The 16,990-nt window shown below is 62.3% G+C and carries 15 protein-coding genes; 2 read left to right on the top strand and 13 right to left on the bottom strand.

Going from position 1 to position 16,990, the window contains the following annotated elements:
- Position 1: 1 nt before the first annotated feature.
- The 6 genes from NKJ20_RS16330 to NKJ20_RS16305 all read right to left on the bottom strand — a co-directional run bounded on the left by NKJ20_RS16330 (position 2) and on the right by NKJ20_RS16305 (position 6,490).
- Entirely contained in the window at positions 2 to 724 is a 723-nt protein-coding gene (locus tag NKJ20_RS16330; protein WP_352503769.1) for an ABC transporter ATP-binding protein, read from the bottom strand.
- 2 nt (positions 725 to 726) lie between these two features.
- Positions 727 to 1,506, bottom strand: a complete 780-nt coding sequence (locus tag NKJ20_RS16325) for an ABC transporter ATP-binding protein (protein ID WP_352745310.1) — start codon at positions 1,504 to 1,506, stop codon at positions 727 to 729.
- A 4-nt stretch (positions 1,507 to 1,510) separates the two neighbouring features.
- The gene (locus NKJ20_RS16320) at positions 1,511 to 2,485 is read right to left on the bottom strand and encodes a branched-chain amino acid ABC transporter permease (protein WP_352452195.1); all 975 of its coding nucleotides are present in this window, start codon (positions 2,483 to 2,485) and stop codon (positions 1,511 to 1,513) included.
- A gap of 5 nt (positions 2,486 to 2,490) precedes the next feature.
- Positions 2,491 to 3,357, bottom strand: coding sequence for a branched-chain amino acid ABC transporter permease (locus NKJ20_RS16315; protein WP_352452194.1), 867 nt, complete (start codon positions 3,355 to 3,357; stop codon positions 2,491 to 2,493).
- Positions 3,358 to 3,435: 78 nt separating this feature from the next.
- On the bottom strand, positions 3,436 to 4,638 hold the full coding sequence (locus NKJ20_RS16310) for an ABC transporter substrate-binding protein (RefSeq protein WP_352745306.1): 1,203 nt from the start codon (positions 4,636 to 4,638) through the stop codon (positions 3,436 to 3,438).
- A 409-nt stretch (positions 4,639 to 5,047) separates the two neighbouring features.
- Complete coding sequence (locus NKJ20_RS16305; protein WP_352745304.1) at positions 5,048 to 6,490, bottom strand: LuxR C-terminal-related transcriptional regulator; 1,443 nt, start codon at positions 6,488 to 6,490, stop codon at positions 5,048 to 5,050.
- 410 nt (positions 6,491 to 6,900) lie between these two features.
- Between NKJ20_RS16305 and NKJ20_RS16300 the strand changes: the two genes are divergently transcribed.
- A complete protein-coding gene (locus tag NKJ20_RS16300; protein ID WP_352745301.1) occupies positions 6,901 to 7,053 on the top strand; it encodes a hypothetical protein in 153 nt (50 codons plus the stop codon).
- A 541-nt stretch (positions 7,054 to 7,594) separates the two neighbouring features.
- On the opposite strand, the gene NKJ20_RS16290 is transcribed toward NKJ20_RS16300, so the two are convergent.
- The 7 genes from NKJ20_RS16290 to NKJ20_RS16260 form a co-directional block, all read right to left on the bottom strand.
- Positions 7,595 to 8,473 carry an SMP-30/gluconolactonase/LRE family protein gene (locus NKJ20_RS16290; RefSeq protein WP_352745298.1) on the bottom strand — a complete coding sequence of 293 codons (879 nt, stop codon included), beginning with the start codon at positions 8,471 to 8,473 and terminating at the stop codon, positions 7,595 to 7,597.
- Between the two features lie 36 nt (positions 8,474 to 8,509).
- A complete protein-coding gene (kce, locus tag NKJ20_RS16285; protein ID WP_352452189.1) occupies positions 8,510 to 9,472 on the bottom strand; it encodes a 3,5-dioxohexanoate:acetyl-CoA acetone transferase in 963 nt (320 codons plus the stop codon).
- A complete protein-coding gene (locus NKJ20_RS16280) occupies positions 9,469 to 10,416 on the bottom strand; it encodes a 3-hydroxyacyl-CoA dehydrogenase (RefSeq protein WP_352452188.1) in 948 nt (315 codons plus the stop codon). The genes kce and NKJ20_RS16280 overlap by 4 nt, the downstream gene beginning before the upstream one ends.
- A 10-nt stretch (positions 10,417 to 10,426) precedes the next feature.
- Positions 10,427 to 11,233 (bottom strand): SDR family oxidoreductase, encoded by an 807-nt coding sequence (locus tag NKJ20_RS16275; protein ID WP_352452187.1) that lies wholly within the window; start codon positions 11,231 to 11,233, stop codon positions 10,427 to 10,429.
- A 13-nt stretch (positions 11,234 to 11,246) separates the two neighbouring features.
- On the bottom strand, positions 11,247 to 13,319 hold the full coding sequence (locus NKJ20_RS16270; RefSeq protein WP_352745295.1) for an ABC transporter permease: 2,073 nt from the start codon (positions 13,317 to 13,319) through the stop codon (positions 11,247 to 11,249).
- Positions 13,316 to 14,854 carry a sugar ABC transporter ATP-binding protein gene (locus tag NKJ20_RS16265; protein ID WP_502902811.1) on the bottom strand — a complete coding sequence of 513 codons (1,539 nt, stop codon included), beginning with the start codon at positions 14,852 to 14,854 and terminating at the stop codon, positions 13,316 to 13,318. The genes NKJ20_RS16270 and NKJ20_RS16265 overlap by 4 nt, the downstream gene beginning before the upstream one ends.
- 72 nt (positions 14,855 to 14,926) lie before the next feature.
- Positions 14,927 to 16,054, bottom strand: a complete 1,128-nt coding sequence (locus tag NKJ20_RS16260) for a sugar ABC transporter substrate-binding protein (RefSeq protein WP_352452185.1) — start codon at positions 16,052 to 16,054, stop codon at positions 14,927 to 14,929.
- A gap of 240 nt (positions 16,055 to 16,294) precedes the next feature.
- On the opposite strand from NKJ20_RS16260, the gene NKJ20_RS16255 reads away from it, so the two are divergent.
- A complete protein-coding gene (locus tag NKJ20_RS16255; protein WP_352452184.1) occupies positions 16,295 to 16,975 on the top strand; it encodes a GntR family transcriptional regulator in 681 nt (226 codons plus the stop codon).
- Positions 16,976 to 16,990: the final 15 nt, after the last annotated feature.

Below are 16,990 nucleotides of genomic sequence, written 5' to 3'. Positions count from 1 at the left end.
TTCATATTTCGCCGCCGAGATAGAGTTTCTTGACCCGGTCGTCGCCAAGCAGCTCAGCCGAATGTCCGGCCAGCGCGATCTTTCCGGTCGTCAGTGCGTAGGCGCGCTGCGAGATGCGCAGCGCCATGCGCGAATTCTGCTCGACCAGCAGCACGCTGACCTTTTCGTCGCGGTTGATCGCGACGATCGAGCGGGCGATGTCCTGAACGAGCTTCGGCGCGACGCCGAGCGAGGGTTCATCGAGCAGCAGAAGCTTCGGTTTGGCCATCAGCGCCCGCCCGATCACCAGCATCTGCTGTTCGCCGCCGCTCATCGTACCCGCCGTCTGGGAATAGCGTTCCTTCAGGCGCGGGAAGCGCCCGAGCACCATGTCCAGCGTCCTTGCGATTTCGGCCTTGTCGGTGCGGGTGAAGGCGCCCATCATCAGATTGTCGCGCACCGTCATGTAGGAAAAGACGCGACGACCCTCAGGTACCATGGCGATGCCCATCCTGACCAGCTCGTCCGGGCGCGTTCCGTCGATGCGGTGGCCCTGGAAATGAATCTCGCCGCTGCGGACCTTCTTCAGGCCGGTGATGGCGCGCAGGATCGAAGATTTGCCCGCGCCGTTCGCGCCGATCAGCGCTACCGTCTCGCCCTCGTTGACGCTCAGCGACACACCCTTCAGTGCATAGACATGGTCGTAGTAGAGTTCGACGTCGGAGACTTTCAGCAGTTCGCTCATGGCTAAAATCCGATCGTCTCATCTTCGGCGCCGAGATAGGCCTCGATGACCTTTTCGTTCTCCTGGATTTCCTTCGGCGTTCCCTCGGCGATTTTCACACCGAAGTTCAGGACGACGATGCGGTCGGAAATGTTCATGACGGCAGGCATATCGTGCTCGACCAGCAGGACAGTCACGCCGCGCATCCGCACGCCGCGCACCATCTCCACCGCGCGCACGGTTTCGTCATGGTTCATGCCGGCGAAGGGCTCGTCGAGCAGAAGCACGGTCGGGTTCGTGGCGAGCCCGATGGCAATCCCGAGCGCGCGCAGATGGCCGTGCGGCAGCGTGCTGGCGATCTCATGCCGTTGCGCGCCGAGACCGAGGAAGTCGATGATCTCGTCGGCGGATCGCCCGAAGTCATCCTCGTCGCGCCGTGCGGTATTCGTGCCGAGATAGAAGCCGGCAAGGCTGGCATTGGAACGCAGGTGATGCGCGATGATGACATTGTCGCGCACCGTCATGCCCTTGAAGATCGTCGTCTCCTGGAACGTGCGCACGACGCCCTTCCGGGCGACGATATGCGGCGCCAGGCCTGAAATCCGCTGTCCGCCAAACAGCACTTCGCCCGAGGTCGGATTGAGGAAAGAGGAAATCAGCTTGAACAGCGTCGACTTGCCGGCGCCGTTGGGGCCGATGACGGAAAGGATCTCGCGTTCGCGGACCGCGAAGGAAACATTGTTGACCGCGACCAGCCCGCCGAAGCGTTTGGTCACTGCCTTGATCTGGAGAAGCTCAGTCATGGTCCTAGCCCTGCTTCTTGCCGAACAGCCTGAGGCTGAGCAGGCCGTTGGGAAGGAACAGCATCAGCGCGATCAGCACCGAAGAGAAGATCAGCAACTGGAACTCGCCGGTTTCGAACAGGAAATCCCAGCCGAAATAGAGCACGAAGGTGCCGATCATCGGCCCGAAGACGTGGCCGAGCCCGCCGAGGAAGCAGTTCAGCATGAAGTTCACCGAGTCGGTGACGGTGAAGCTCGACGGATAGATCGATTGCGAGATGGCGACGAACATCGCACCGCCGAGACCGCCGAGGAATGAGGAGATGGCATAGGCGATGACGCGCAGATAGGCGATGTTGACGCCGATCGAGGAGGCCAGTTCCTCGTTCTGCTGCAACGACTGGCAGAGTTTGCCGATGCGCGAATGGACAAGGCGGTAAAGCCCGGCAAAGCACAGCACCATCAGCGCAACCGACACCAGATAGAAGGCGGGACGCGGATTGGCGAGCGTCGCGAAATCCGGAAGGATGGTCAGCCCGAAGATCGAGATGCCGCCGGGGAGCGGAATGCTGACCATGCCCTTGGCTCCGTTGGTGATCGGCAGCGCCAGCGCGAGCAGCCGCGCCACTTCGGTCAAAACCAGCGTGACCATGGCGAAATAGACGCCGCGAAGCCTGAGGATGGGCAGCCCGATCAGCACGCTTGCAGCGGCGCAGAACAGCCCAGCCAGCGGCAGTGTCAGCCAGAACGACACACCATACTGGACGACAAGGATGGCCGAAACATAGCCGCCCATAAGCGCGAAGGCGCCCTGGCCGATATTGATGCGGCCGATGTAAAAAGTCACCCACACCCCGGCGCTGGCGATGCTGAGCAGCGCGACCGAAGTCAGCGTGTAGTAGAGGTCGAGCCGACCGGTCGCCTCGATCAGCCAGGGCACGCCGATGAGTACGACCAGCAGGAAGACAGCGACGCCGAGGATGTTGCGTGTACGCTTCATGTCGATCACCCCCACGGCTTGCCCATGAGCCCGTTCGGGCGGATGCTCAGGAACACCATCAGCGCGGCGAAGATGACGAGATAAGTGACGTCGCCATATTGGCGTAGCACCGTCAGGCCGACCGATTCCATCATGCCGAGGATGAAGCCGCCGGCGATTGCTCCGCTGACCACGCCGGCCCCGCCGATCATCACCATCAAGAACGCCTTGATCGAGATCGGCCCGCCGATGCCCGAATTGACGCCGGTGATGGCGACCAGCAGCCCGCCGACTATGCCGGCAAGCATGGCGCCGAGCGCAAAGCCGATCATCGAATAGCGGTCGACCTCGACGCCCATAAGCTGCGCCGCGACCCGGTCCTGCGCCAGCGCCCGCATGGCGCGTCCCGGCTTGCTGTACTGCATGAAAAGCACGAAGGAGGCGATGAACAGTATGGCGAGTGCGCCGACCAGCAGCCGGTCGTAAGGCATTATGAGGCTGTCGGAGACGAAGACGCCGTTGACGATCTTCGGCACGCCGCGCTGCTTTTCACCGAACAGGAGGAGGATCACGGCGTCGAGGAAGAATGCGACCGCCGCCGCGAGAAGCATCGTACTTTCCTCCCGCACGCTTCGCTTGATCACCGTTCTGAAAAGGAATTTCTCGACCAGCGCTCCAATGACCAGCAGCGTGATCCCGGACGCAACGAGCGCGACGACGAAAGGCATGCCGAGCTGGCCATAGACGGTGTAGGTGATGAAGCCGCCGAGAACGTACATCTGCCCATGGGCAAAGTTAAGCACGTTCATCAGCGCGAAGATCAGGGTCAGACCGAGCGCGATCAAGGCGTATTGCGCGCCAAGATAGAGCCCGTTGGCGATGACTTGTTCCATCAGGATGGTTTCCCGGCCATTCAGAGGCTCAAGACGAATGCACGAGCCTCCGCGGCAATCCGCTTCAGTGCAGTTGCGTCAATCGACTTGAGCGACGAAGAGCGTCTCGAACTTGCCGTCGCGGTATTCCGTGACCACCATCGGGACCGAAAGCTGGCGCTTCTGGCCAAACGACGTCATTCCGACATAGGTCAGCTTGGCATCGCCCTTCAGATAGGGATTGGGCGCCGAGAAAGTGTCGATCGTCTTCTTGAACTCCTCGACATTGTCGATCGCGGCCGGGTTCGCCTTCAGCGTCTCGATGATGTATTCGAGCGCGTAGACCTTGGTGTTGGACTCGTCATTGTATTCGCCGAACATTTTCGTATAGCGGTCGACGAACTCCTTCATCATGTCGGACGCGATTTCGGGCGTCGATGCGCCGCCGACTGAGATGAAGCCGTTGGCCAACTCGCCCGCGCCCTCTTCCAGCACCTTGGCATCCTGCGCCGTTTCGGTGGAGATCAGACCTTCGTAGCCGAGCTCGCGCGCGGCGCGGATCAGCAGCGGCGCATTGCCGGGCGCGACACCCGAAAGCACCAGCAGGTCCGGTTTTTGCAACACGATCGGCGTCAGTACCGGCGTGAAATCGCGGGTATCGTTTTGGTAGACATCCGTGGCAGCCACAACCTCAAGCCCGAGCGCCTTTGCCGCGGCAACACCGCCATCCCGCTGGCTCAGCGGATCGGATTCGTTGGCGGCGACAAAGGCAACTTTTCTCACGCCCCTGTTTTCCATGAGATATTTGTAGATCGCCGGAGCTGACTGGTAGTTGGCGATCATGCCGAGCACGGCGTTGGACGCCGGCGGGGTGTAGAGTTCCTTCGGGAATGCGTAGGGAAAATAGATGATGCCCTTGGATTCTGCCACGGGACGCACCGCCGCCGCGCCGTCGTCGACATTCGGACCGACGACATAGTGGATGCCCTCCTGGGCCATCTTCTCCATGCCGGCGATCGCCCGCTTCGGGTCCTTCTGATCGTCGAAGGTGACGATCTTGATGTCATAGGTCTCGTCACCAATCTTCACACCGCCGGTTTCGTTGATCCAGGCGGCGCGCGTCTGCATCGAGCGGACGTTGGATGTGCCCCACGCAGCGGCCGCGCCACTCGTCACGCCGACAAAGCCGATCTTGAGTTCCTTGTTGGCGGCGTGCACCGTGATTGTGCCGCCGGCCATGATTGCCAGCGCAGAGACTGCGCTGAGCGCCGCGTATGTGATTATTGAACGTCTATTGATCATTGTTCTTTCCCCTTTGGAGGCCGCGCATTGTTGCGACAGAACTCGACCGATACGCGGAGTTTTGTGAGTGAGGGCTCAAATCTATTATCTGTCAACAAAACTTTTACAGATTGTTGACAATCTTGTGCGGTCGTAGATGGAGGACGCGGTCCGCATCCGATGCCCTCTGCAATCGATCGACCTGGCCGTGCGCTTCCTGCTCTTTCCGGTACGCGCTTACGACAGTTTAGCGGAATGCTGTTGACGGAAGCCGTCCCGGAAAAGGAGAGCGTCCCATCAACAGTCTGACCAGACACTGGTGCAATGATGGTGAGCGGATTCTGCGCCTGCGCGTAGCCGAGAGCGTCTACGACACACAGGCAATCAACAGGGTCGCGCCGAGGGCTCCACAATGGTATCTCAATTGAAGCTAGGCCAGCCCCGCGCGGCGGGCGCCCTCCCGGATCGCGGCAATTGCGGGAGGATTGGTGACTGGATAGGAGCCGATAAATCCTTCGGCCGAAATGTCTGGAAATTCTCTCGCCAACCGGTTGGCAATTTTTATTGCCTGAGGTGTTTCGCCGAGCATGGCGTGCGCCATGGCCTGGAACAGCAGCGTTGCAGGCGAGTCCGGCGGAGCTTGGCTGAACGCGGTCAGGCACTCCCTGTGGAGACCTACAACGAAGCTCGACCGGCCCAGCATGCTATAGTACCAGGAAACATGTGGATTGAGACGGATCGCGCGGTTCGCCAATTCATATCCTTCCTGCGGGTCGCCTGTCACGAATGCCTTTCCTCCGGCAAGCAAGGCGAGGGTATCGGCATCGTGCGGGGCGGCCGCCAAGGCAAGATCATGTTCTCTTGCTGTGGCATCGAGATCGCCCTGCAAGGCCCGCAGCTCGGCTAGACATATGCGCGCATGGGTATCACCCGCGTCGAGCGCCAAAGCTCGTTCGAGGCACAGTTTCCAGCGCTCCTTTGCGACGGAAGGTTTATTGGTAAACGCATTGATGGCGGCGACGGCATGCGCCAGCCCCAAGACAGTCCAGGCTCTGGCAAGGCCCGGGTCCAGCTCGATGGCACGCGTCAGAAGCCGCACCGCTTCCGCATTCGAAGCGTGCGTGTAAAAATTGTGCTGCTCGACGCCGAGCAGATAGTAGTCATAGGCACGAAGGCTGGCGGGGTGTTTTCGACGGACGACATCACGTCGAAGTTTTGCGAGCTTGCCGCAACAGCTAGCAAGGACATTGACGACGTTTTCGGTGACCATGTCCTGCATCGCAAACAGATCTTCCGCTGATCGATCATAGCGGACCGTCCACAAATCGACTCCAGTGCGCGCGTCGACGAGTTGGACGCAGATCCGCAGCTGCTGCGCTGCCGCCTGCAAGGTCCCCTCAAGTAGATAATCCGCATTCAGTTCCCGCCCGATGGATCGCACGTCATCGCGCCGTCCCTTGTACGAGAGCATGGTCTGGCGGGCGATGACCGCAAGATCGGGGTAGCGAGCCAGATCGACCATGATGTCCGCCGACAAGCCATCGGCCAGGCGGTTCCATGGTTCGTCCGCACTCAGATTGTCGAAAGGGAGAACCGCAACGACTGTTGGCCCTGAGCCCTCTACCGAAAGGTCACCGGATGGTGCCTGGCCCGTGTCTTGCTCGTGTTGGTCGGCAAGCAAGCTTGCAAGCGCCACTTTGTTGCGAATATCGAGTTTCCGATAGATGGCCGACAGTTGGGTCCGCACGGTAGTCGGCGCTATGAAGAGCGTCTCGCCGATTTCACGATAGGTCATCCCCTGGGCGAATTTTGCAGCGACCACCCGCTCCCGGTCCGACAGACTGGTCAGAGGATTGCTCACGGCGCGAAGCATCGCTTCAGGTCTCCGATCTGCTACGAGTTGTGGTCGACCCGGCACGGCAAAATACTACAGATGCGATCTCGAAAACACTGCATTTGAACGATCCCATCCGACCGCCAGCAATTCTAGGCTTTCCTGTCGATAGGGTTTCGTCGGGTCGCAGACCCCGATCCATTCTGTAACAGGAGGTATCCATGACAAAGTCATCTATCTTTGCCGCAATGCTGGTGCTGCCTTTGTCGGCTGGACCATGCTTGTCCGAAGGCAGGCAATCTGGTGGCAAGCTGATTTCCGAAGATGCCACGAGAGCCGTCAGTGCCGAATTGTATTCCGACGTCCTCATCCGAGCGTGCAGGAACGGATGGCGCTACCCTCGGAGCCAAATCGAGAACGGCTTTAAACGGCATCTTAGGGAGCTGAAATTGCAACTGGTCGATCAGGGTTACACGATCGTGCCTGGTGCGAAAGCGAACAACTCGCTCCGGAGTCTCTCCGCAATGGCATTTGTCGCCAAGCGCCAATCTGTCGCCTCGCGCCAGTTCGGCTGTTCCAGCCAATACTGGCTCGACGAGTGACCGTTCTGGAGCGCGCAACCGGGGCAGCATATCAGGCAAGTATTGTGGTCAATTGGCTTCCTAGTCTGGTCGTTTCGGCTCGGTGGCCCCATTTTTCGAGACGGCGGCGGCGGTGACGGTGGTGCTCATCGGCGAGACTCCTTTATTCCGGAATATACGGGCTTTCCGGGCTTGCTTGCCGGAGAGTGGATACTCGCAGACCGCCACACTGCTATAGCCTTGCTATGGATCGACTGCAGCAGCTGGTGCCTGCGTGCGGCGGCCGTGATGATTTTGTCGGGATCGTCGGTCCAGACGAAGGGCTATGACTGCAGCTTGTGGTCGATGACGAAGCGGTTGATGGCGGAAACCCACATGCCCTCAACACGGGACTGGTGATGGCTCGCGCAGCGCCTGCCGTGCTGCCGCCATCGTGCTCTTAGTTCCTGACACGACCCCAGGCCAGAACCGCACTGCACGAGCTTCCAGCGCCGGTTGCCCTGCGGCGGGAGGTTGGGGTGGCACCAAGAGGCGGGGAGGATGATCGCCATTAAGCACCGATTTATGCGGCAAATCTTGGCTCCGGAACTCCCGTTGCACCCAGGCCGGTGATGGCAAAAAGGCTGCCGCGCAAGACACCGTCGCTTGGAAAGCGCGGCAGCGGCGGCTTGGCCATCGAAGTGACGTACAGGGTGTCGAGCTTCGGCCCGCCGAACATGACGCTGGTGATCTTCTTGACGGGCATGTCGATGATGCGATCAACGCTGCCGTCGGGCGCGTAACGCACCAGCCTGCCGTCGTAGACCAGCGCGTTCCACAGGAATCCTTCCGCATCCACGGTCGAGCCGTCAGCCGCCCCTCCCCGGCTGGTATCGACGCGGGTGAAGGTGCGCCGGTTGTCGGCGGCACCTGTTTCGATATTATAGTCGTAGGCCCAGATCTCGCCGGTCCAGGTGTCGGCGAAATAGAAGGTGCGGTCGTCCGGGCTCCAGCACGGACCGTTCGAGCAGATGATGCCGGAATCTATTCTGGTAACGGAGAAATCCGGATCGAGCCGGTAGAGCCCGCCGGAGGGTCCCTCTTCCATCGTGTCCATTGAGCCGGCGAAGAAGCGGCCGCGCCGATCGACCTTGCCGTCATTGAGCCGGTTCATCGGCCTGTCCGGCTCCGGATCGTGAATCGACGTCACCTCGCCGGTGGCGAAATCAAGCAGATGGAAACCGCGCTGCAGCGATACCACCGCGCCACCGCCGTCCTTGCGCAATGCCATCGAACCGATCTTCATCGGCACGTCCCAGCAACGGATCTCGCGGCCGTCGGCGGTCGCCCGAAACACACGCCCGTCGAAACTGTCGATCCAGTAGAGGCGCTCCTGTTCAACGTCCCACAGCGGTCCCTCGCCCAGCGTGGTCTTCACGTCCACCACGACTTCGATCTTCATGCCGTCCTCCTCTGTTTCGGCGCTCTGCGGCAAAGGTCAAAACGCGACCTGGTCGCCGCCTTTCAATGACAGGATTTCGCGGGCCTCATCGGGCGTTGCCACTTCCATGCCGAGGCCTTCGATGATCTTGCGGGCAAGCACCACCTGCTCGGCATTTGACTTGGCAAGCTTGCCCTTTCCGGCCCACAGACTGTCTTCAAGCCCGACGCGGATGTTGCCGCCAAGCGCTGCCGATTGCGCGGCGATGCGCAACTGGCTGGCGCCCGCACCCAGCACCGACCAGCGGAACTGCTCGCCGAACAGCCGGTCGGCGGTGCGCTTCATATGGGCGACGTCTTCCGGATGGGTGCCGATGCCGCCGAGAAGGCCGAACACCGACTGCACGAAGAACGGCGGCTTCACCAGCCCGCGATCGGCGAAATGGGAGAGGTTATAGAGATGGGCGATGTCGTAGCACTCGAACTCGAAGCGCGTGCCGTTGTCGTAGCAGGTCGCCAGTATATATTCGATGTCCTTGAACGAGTTGCGGAAGACCAGATCACGTGTCGCTTCCAGGTGCGGTCTTTCCCAGTCGAACTTGAACGTTTCGTATTTGTCTACGAGGTGATAGAGCCCGAAATTGATCGAGCCCATGTTGAGCGAGGCGACTTCCGGCTTGAACTGGGCGGCGGGGCGCACACGCTCCTCGACCTTCATGTAGGGACTGCCGCCGGTGGTGATGTTGATGGCGGCATTGGTGCCTTGCTTGACGCGCGGCAGGAAACGCGCGAACGCCTCCGGCGTCTGGTCGGGCTTGCCGGTCTCGGGGTCGCGCGCATGCAGATGCAGGATCGCCGCACCAGCCTCCGCCGCCGCGATCGCCTCGCGGGCGATCTGGTCCGGCGTGATCGGCAGATAGGGCGACATGGTCGGCGTGTGGATCGCCCCCGTCACCGCGCAGGTGATGATGACCTTCCCGCTGGGTTGCTGGGCGCCGGGCTTGCGGCTTGTTTGCGTCATCGTCCAAACTCCTGATCCGACTTTTTCTTGTGCGCCGCCAGTGCCATCAGCCGGCGGTCGCGCCAGACCTGCCGTTCGCCGAGTTCTTCTCGCGGCAGCCGCTTGCGGCGCTCGGCCTCGACGGTCTCCATGACCTCGCCGGCCCAGTCGACGCGCCGCAGCATCTGCGGGAAGATGTTGGAATAGATCGTCTGGTAGCGCTCGACATAGTCGCGCACACCACCCGGTGCATTGAGGTCGATCGTCTCGAACGGACCCATGAACGACCAGCGCAGCGCCAGCCCGTCGCGCAGGCCCGTGTCGACGTCCTCGACGCTGGCATAGCCGTCGGCGACGAGCCGGAACGCCTCCTCCAGCAGCGCGCCTTGCAGGCGGTTCATGATGAAGCCGTCGAGCTCGCGCTTCATCACCAGCGGCGCGTGGCCCGCCTCGACAAGAAAGGCGCGGGTCCTTTCCACCGTTTCGGCGGAGGTCCATGGCGCCGGCACGACTTCCGCCGCCGGGATGAGATAGGGCGGATTGATCGGGTGCACGACGAGGCAGCGATGGCGCCCCTCAAGATGATCGGTGAATTTCGACGGCAACAGCGCCGAGGTGGAACTGGCGATCACCGCCTGCGGACCGGCAAGGGCGTCGATCCGGGAGAACACTTCCCGCTTCACCTGGAGGTTTTCCGGCGTGTTCTCCTGGACGTGGACGGCATCGGCCAAGGCGTCGCCAAGCTCCGCCACAATAGTGATGCGGCCAAGCACGGCATCGACCGCCTGTCCCCGCAGCAAATCGTTGGCGGCAAGGTCGCCGAGCACGCCAGCGATATAGTCGCGCGCACCGCTGGCCGCGGCCGGCGCCTGGTCCCACATGCGCACATCATGGCCTGCACGAGCGAAGCTGATCGCCCACGCTCGCCCGATGAAGCCGCTTCCGACAATTGCTACCTTCGCCATGATCTCCCCCTCAGAGTGTCTCAACGTTGCCGTCGACGCCGAGCGACTGGCCGGAAATATTGACACCCGCATCGGAAAGCAGGAAGGCGACCATCGCGGCAACATCGTATGGGCTGGTCATGCGGCGCAGCGAGATGTTTTGCAGATAGCGCTGCGTCATCTCCTCGTTTGAAACGCCGAGCTGCTTTGCCCGGTCGGCAATGACCTTGTCGATGCGCGGCCCTTCGATGATGCCGGGCAAGATGGCGTTGACCCTGATCCCATGCGGTCCGAGTTCCTTGGCAAGACTCTGGGTCAGGCCGACAACGCCGAACTTGGCAGCCGAATACGGCGTGCGGAACGCGTAGCCATGGCGGCCGGCGGCGGAAGACATTGAGACGATCGAGCCCCCGCCCGCCGCCTTGATCAGCGGCACGGCACGCCGCGCGCACAGGAACTGGCCGGTCAGGCAGATATCTATGCAGCGCCGCCAGTCTGCCGGATCGATCTCATCGACGCCACCGGTCGGCCCGGCAATGCCGGCATTGTTGATCAGGGCGTCGAGCCCGCCGAGCTTCTCCTTGACGGTCTCGAACAGCTGGTCGACATCGTCGTCGCGCGAAACGTCCGCTTTGACTGCGGCGGCGAGTGTGAGCCTCTCTGGAGCGGCGGCCAGCGCCTCGTCGGAAATATCGCAGATCACGACACGCGCGCCGCGCCTCGACAGCGTCTCTGCAATGGCAAAGCCGATGCCTCCGGCACCCGCCGTCACCAGCACGCGCTGGCCTTTGAGCCCGGTCAGGAATTCGTCCGCCGATGCCGGTGCGCTTGAGCTCATTATTCCATTCCTTTCACTGACTCCGCCTTTCGCGCAGCGCCATGACGGCACCGAGCACCACCAGCCCGAACAGGATCGCCCGCGTCGCGTAAGGCAGCGTCGTGCCGGCGAGCAGCATCTGCAACGCGGTCAGGAGCAGCACCCCGCCTAGCATGCCAAGATAATGGCCGCGCCCGCCGGTGATTAGCGCACCGCCGACCACGACGACGGCGATGGAGGGCAGCAGATAGTCGTCACCCATGCCGAGGCTGGCCTGGCCGGAAAAGCCGGTCAGCATGATGCCGACGAGCCCCGCGCAGACCGCCGACAGCACATAGACGAGGATGAGCGTGCGCCCGACCGCGATGCCGGAGAGCTGGGCCGCGCGCAGGCTGTTGCCGATGCCATAAACCCGGCGGCCGAAAGCGGTGCGGCCGAGCAGCAGCACGGCAAAGACGACGAAGGCGATCATGAACAGCACCACCGGCGTCACAACGAATACCTTCCCGGTCATGAACCAGCGCAGCATCGGCGAGGAGAAGCCGGCCGGCGTACCCTGCGAGTAAAGCAGCGCGACGCCTTGCAGAATGCCGTTGGTGGCCAGCGTCATCACGATCGGCGAAATGCCGAGGACGACGATACCGATGCCGTTGGCAAGTCCGATCAGGCAAGCGGTGAGCAGCACCGCCGGCAGCGCATAGGCAAGTGCACCATCCGAGCCGTTGACCATGCCGGCAAGCAGGATGCCCGAGAGTCCGATCGTCCACGGCACCGACAGGTCGAGCCCGCCGGTGAGGATTACGCTGCCTTGCCCAAGCGCCAGGACGGCGAGGAAGCTCGACAGCACGAACAGCGAGTTCCAGTAGGTGACGTTGAGGATGGCGCGTCCGAGCCAGATCTGGGTGACGATCACGACGACGGCCAGGCAGACATAGGCCGGCAGCGCATAACGCAGCGTCTCGGCATTGCGGATATGGAAGGCCGGCAGCGGCGCCTGCTGGTCGTCGGTGCTGCCACGCGCGATCCTCAGCCGCCGGTCGGTGCGATCGATCTGCGAGGGCAGCATTCCGGCGCGCCATGCGCCCAACCGCGCCCGTAGCGCACGCAGTTGGCGGGCGAGCACGGAGCCATGCGACAGCGAGCCGGCAAGCACGGCAAGGATCAGGATCGTGCCCTCGGCGATCGTCGAATAATAGGCCGAGACGTTGAGTACGAGCAGGATGTTGACGACCATCATCAGTATGTAGGCGCCGAAGACGGTGCCAACCGGCCCGCCTTGACCGCCGCCCAGCCTTGTACCGCCGACAACAACCGCCGCAAACATCGACAGCAACAACGGGTTGCCGACGAGCGGATCGCCGCTGCCGGTCTGGGCGCTGATGAAGACGCCGGCGAGCCCGTAGCAGCCGCCGGCTATGACATAGACCAGGAAGCGCACGAGAACGACGCGCACGCCGACCGAAGCGGCCGCATCCGGATCGCTGCCGACGGCATAAAGCGCCGTCCCGAAGCGTGTGCCTTTGAGCCAGAACCAGCCGAGCAGGACGACGCCAATAACCACCAGCGGCATCGGTATCCAGCCGGCGATGGCGTCACCGAGATAGAAGGCGCCAAGATCGGGAGAGACGAAGCCGCCCGGCTTGTCCATGACCAGCAGCGTTACCCCCTGCAGGATGAACATGGTCGACAGCGTGACGACGATTGGCTGCATGCGCAGGACGGCGATGAAGAAGCCGTTGAAGGCGCCGATCAGCATGCCGACACCAATTCCGGCCAAGGTCCACAGCGCGACACTGGTGCCGGTCGCCATCGGATCCATGCCTTTTGCCAGGACGACATTGACCAGCGAGATCACCGCGCCGGCGGACAGGTCGAAACCGCCGGACAGGATGACCACGGTCTGGCCGATCGCCGCCAGTGCCGAGGTGGCGCCGCCGCTGGAGAGAAACGAAATGTCGAAATAGGTGAGCCGCCCGGCACTGACCAGATCGACGATAAGCAGGAGCACCGCAAAGACGATCGCCGCTATGATCGCGCCGCTGTGCCGCGCGAGAAGCCGCGTCAAAGTCGCGGCCGGTGCCGCGGCGGGCAAACTCGTCACGCTCATTCCGCCGCCTCCCGGACCAAGTCGCCGTGGCCCAGCGCTGGTCGCATGATCGCGCCTTCCGTGATGTGGTTGCCGGCAAGCTCCGCCACCAGGCGACCGTCATAGAGGACGAGCACTCGGTCGCATTGATGGACCAGCTCGGGAATTTCGGTTGAATGCAGAAGGATCGAGCCGCCGGCCGCCACATAGTCGCGCATCATCACATAGAGCTCGTGCTTGGTGCCGACGTCGATGCCGCGGGTTGGGTCGAAGAGCAGCAGAATGCGGCTCTCGGCGACCAGCCATTTGGCGATGGCGATCTTCTGCTGGTTACCGCCCGAAAACGCCCCCGCCCTCGTCCACATGGCGCGGTGGTCGACCTCGACCGTCGAGAAGGCGGACTGTACGGCCCGCGCCTCCTCGTGCCTGCTGATCAGGCCAAATCGGGTAAAACGCGCGACGACCGGCAGCGATACGTTCTGCCGGCCCGAGAGTTTCAGGAACAGGCCTTCGGTCTTGCGGTCCTCGGGTACCAGCCCGATCGCCATGTTGGGCTTGAGCGCATCGGCGGGCGATCCAAGCCAAACCATGCGGCCGTCGACCAGGACATGGCCGCGCTCAATCTCGGCCATGCCGAAGCAGGCGAGGAACAGGTCGAGCTGGCCCATGCCCTGAAGCCCGGCAATGCCGAGGATCTCGCCCTTGCGCAGGTCGAAACCGACGCCGTCGAGCTTCCTCCCGGCCTTGAGATCGCGCACGCCGAGCACCGGAGGACCGAAGACGGCCTCGCTTTCGGGTTTCGGCGGAAAGGTCTGGGCGATGCTGCGACCGATGATCTTTTCGATCACTTCTCCATCCGGGACGTCGGCAACCGGCGCCGTCACGATATGACGGCCGTTTCTGAGAATGGTCAGCATATCGCAGAAGGCCCGCACCTCGCGCATGCGATGGGTGATGAACACGACCGTTATGCCGGCGGCCTTAAGTCGCGCGATGATGCCGCCCAGCCATTTGACATCGCCGCCCGACAGCGTCGAGGTCGGTTCGTCGAGCAGGAGGATGCGCGGCTTGCGATAGAGCGCGCGCGCGATCTCGATCTTCTGGCGGACGGCGAGATCGAGGGTCGCGACCTCGGCATCAAGATCGACCGAAAAGCCGAGATCTGAAATGTGCTGGCGCACCGCCTTGCGCGCGGCCGACCGCTTGATCAGGCCGATCGGGCCGACAGGCGCGTAGGGCAGCAGCATGTTGTCGAGAACGCTGAGATCGCGCACCAGCGTCATTTCCTGGAAGGCTGTCTGCACGCCTTTGGCGTGCGCGGCGCGCGGCGAACCGAGTGGCGCCGGTTCACCAAGAACGGTGATTTGCCCTTCGTCGGGCCGCACCAGTCCCGACAGCAGCTTGACGAGCGTGGACTTGCCCGCACCGTTCTCGCCAAGCAAGGCATGCGCGCTGCCCGAAGCGATCTCGAAGGAAACGTCATCGAGGGCGACTGTTGCGCCAAACGCCTTGCGGACGCCCTCTATGCCGACAGCTGTCGAATGCGCTGACATCATGATCCCAGTCCCGGCCTGCATGAAAGGTGCGTCGAGCGCCTCGCAAGCACCCCACACCCACTTCGGGAGGGCCTACTCCTCGGGCTGGCCTACAAGGGCGGCCGCGAGACCGATTTCCGGTGTCTGATCGGAGAAGATCGAGGCGAACCAGCCTGGGTTCGAGACCAGCGACGGTTTGAACGCGTTGCAACCAGCCTTCATCTCCGCCCAGGTGCCTTCGTCACAAAGCTTTATCGTCTCGTTGGTGACGACCGGCAGTGGCAGGATCGTCTTCTTGGCAACCTCCTTGCCGTCAAGCGCCTCGACCGCAAGCTTGAGGGCCAGCGCACCGGAATAAGGCGGCGACGCGTAGGAAATGCGCGGCGCGCCGAGCGGCGCATAGGGAGAGGTCGCGCCCTCGACCTCCGTGCCCTCCGGCAGCATCTGGATACGCCCGCCATTGGAACCCTCGCCGGCGCAAGGCAGGAGTTCGCTGACCTTTTTGCCGGCCTCGAGCTGCATGGAATTGGCGGTGAAGCAGCCGACCTGCATCCACAGCCCGTTGATGTCGTCCCAACTGCGCGTCGCCAATATCTTGGAAAGTTCGGTACGGGCCACCGCCTGGCTCCACATGCCGACAGCCTCGCCGACGATCTTGATGTCGGGATGCTTGGCAAACACCTCCTTCGCCGCCTTGGTGCGCAGATCATCGACCGAGGTGCCGGGAACGCCGGTCACCGCGATGATGTTGCCCTTGCCATTGAGCTTCTTGACCAGCCACTCCGCCGTTACGCGGCCAGCCTCTTCCTGGTCGATATGGACGTTGTAGGCGCAGGGCTCCGTGATCTCGGCATCGTAGGCAAACACCTTCACGCCCTTGTCGCAGGCGTTCTTCACCACCTGGTTGAGCGCGGTCGGCGAGATCGGGAAGATCACGATGGCTTCGGCACCTGTCTGCACCATCGCATTGATCTGCTGGATCTGGCGCTGTGCGTTCGGCCCCGCAACCTGGACCTGGAGGTCCACCTTGTCGGCCATGCTCTTGTGCGACGCCATCGCCTTGACCATGTTGGCGGCCTCGGCCTGCCAATCATTGCCGATGAAGCTCATGCTGAGAAATATCTTGTGCTTTCCGGCCGCTTCGGCGGCGGACGTACCAAGAACGCAAACAGCCATGCCGGCAAGCAGCGCAAGCCGCCGGGCTTTCGATCCGATACCCATTCAAAACTCCTCCCAGTTCAGACGACCAAATGCCTCCCAAGGGCGCGAAACGTGCTCCTTGTCATTCGATGCAGCTGACCGTATCATGATTTGATCAAAGATCAATGATGAAAAGCTAATAAGTAAAAGCCGGATAGGCCGGCGCTTGACGCGGCAATCCGAACCTTGCATTCCGGGCACAGGCGCCGGGTAGGACAAGAGCGTCGCCGTATGTCGCCGTATGGGGAAAGGTAGGCAGAGATGGCTGGGGCGGCATTCAGGAAGCCGGGCGTCGAGATCACGCCGCTTTCCAGGGAAACCCTGCAGGACAGGGTTTACCGGCACGTCACCGAGTTGATCCTCGACGGCAGTATCGTTCCAGGTGAAATGGTGACGGTGCAGAGCCTTGCCGACGCTTTCGGCGTCAGCCCGATGCCGGTTCGCGAGGCACTGCGGCGTCTGAGCGCCGCCAACGCATTGATGGTGGTTTCGGGCCGGTCAATCGGTATCCCGGCATTAAGCCGCGCGCGACTCATCGATCTCAGGAACGTCAGGTTTGAGATCGAGGCGATCGCCGCCGCATGGGCGGCCGAGCGAATGGACGATGCCAGCGTGGCGCTGCTGCGCCAGCATCTGGACGCACTCGAACAGGCCAATGCCGCCGGCGACGTCAAATCCTACCTCAGGGCCAACTACGCCTTCCATTTCTCCATCTATCGAGCCGCAGGCTCGGAAAACATGCTCAACATCATCGAGAACCTGTGGCTGCAGATCAGTCCCTATTTCAACATGCTGCACGATTCCGGAAACTATTCGACCGCGAACCAGCACCATCAGCAGATGTTTGCAGCGCTGCGAGACCGCAACGCGGAGGCGGTCCGGGCTGCGGTTCGCGCTGACATCGACGCGGCTTTCACTGTCCTGATCAAACTGCTGAAATAGGGTGAGGTCGCCAAG

This window comes from Mesorhizobium sp. M0185, assembly GCF_040322175.1.
Taxonomy (GTDB): Bacteria; Pseudomonadota; Alphaproteobacteria; order Rhizobiales; family Rhizobiaceae; genus Mesorhizobium.
This window is presented reverse-complemented; position numbering and strand designations above follow the sequence as displayed.

Excerpts from the sequence above, each read along its gene's own strand:
- NKJ20_RS16330 (WP_352503769.1), bottom strand. The coding sequence starts at position 724 with ATGAGCGAACTGCTGAAAGTCTCCGACGTCGAACTCTACTACGACCAT.
- NKJ20_RS16325 (WP_352745310.1), bottom strand. The coding sequence starts at position 1,506 with ATGACTGAGCTTCTCCAGATCAAGGCAGTGACCAAACGCTTCGGCGGG.
- NKJ20_RS16320 (WP_352452195.1), bottom strand. The coding sequence starts at position 2,485 with ATGAAGCGTACACGCAACATCCTCGGCGTCGCTGTCTTCCTGCTGGTC.
- NKJ20_RS16315 (WP_352452194.1), bottom strand. The coding sequence starts at position 3,357 with ATGGAACAAGTCATCGCCAACGGGCTCTATCTTGGCGCGCAATACGCC.
- NKJ20_RS16310 (WP_352745306.1), bottom strand. The coding sequence starts at position 4,638 with ATGATCAATAGACGTTCAATAATCACATACGCGGCGCTCAGCGCAGTC.
- NKJ20_RS16305 (WP_352745304.1), bottom strand. The coding sequence starts at position 6,490 with ATGCTTCGCGCCGTGAGCAATCCTCTGACCAGTCTGTCGGACCGGGAG.
- NKJ20_RS16290 (WP_352745298.1), bottom strand. The coding sequence starts at position 8,473 with ATGAAGATCGAAGTCGTGGTGGACGTGAAGACCACGCTGGGCGAGGGA.
- kce (WP_352452189.1), bottom strand. The coding sequence starts at position 9,472 with ATGACGCAAACAAGCCGCAAGCCCGGCGCCCAGCAACCCAGCGGGAAG.
- NKJ20_RS16280 (WP_352452188.1), bottom strand. The coding sequence starts at position 10,416 with ATGGCGAAGGTAGCAATTGTCGGAAGCGGCTTCATCGGGCGAGCGTGG.
- NKJ20_RS16275 (WP_352452187.1), bottom strand. The coding sequence starts at position 11,233 with ATGAGCTCAAGCGCACCGGCATCGGCGGACGAATTCCTGACCGGGCTC.
- NKJ20_RS16270 (WP_352745295.1), bottom strand. The coding sequence starts at position 13,319 with ATGAGCGTGACGAGTTTGCCCGCCGCGGCACCGGCCGCGACTTTGACG.
- NKJ20_RS16265 (WP_502902811.1), bottom strand. The coding sequence starts at position 14,854 with ATGATGTCAGCGCATTCGACAGCTGTCGGCATAGAGGGCGTCCGCAAG.
- NKJ20_RS16260 (WP_352452185.1), bottom strand. The coding sequence starts at position 16,054 with ATGGGTATCGGATCGAAAGCCCGGCGGCTTGCGCTGCTTGCCGGCATG.
- NKJ20_RS16255 (WP_352452184.1), top strand. The coding sequence starts at position 16,295 with ATGGCTGGGGCGGCATTCAGGAAGCCGGGCGTCGAGATCACGCCGCTT.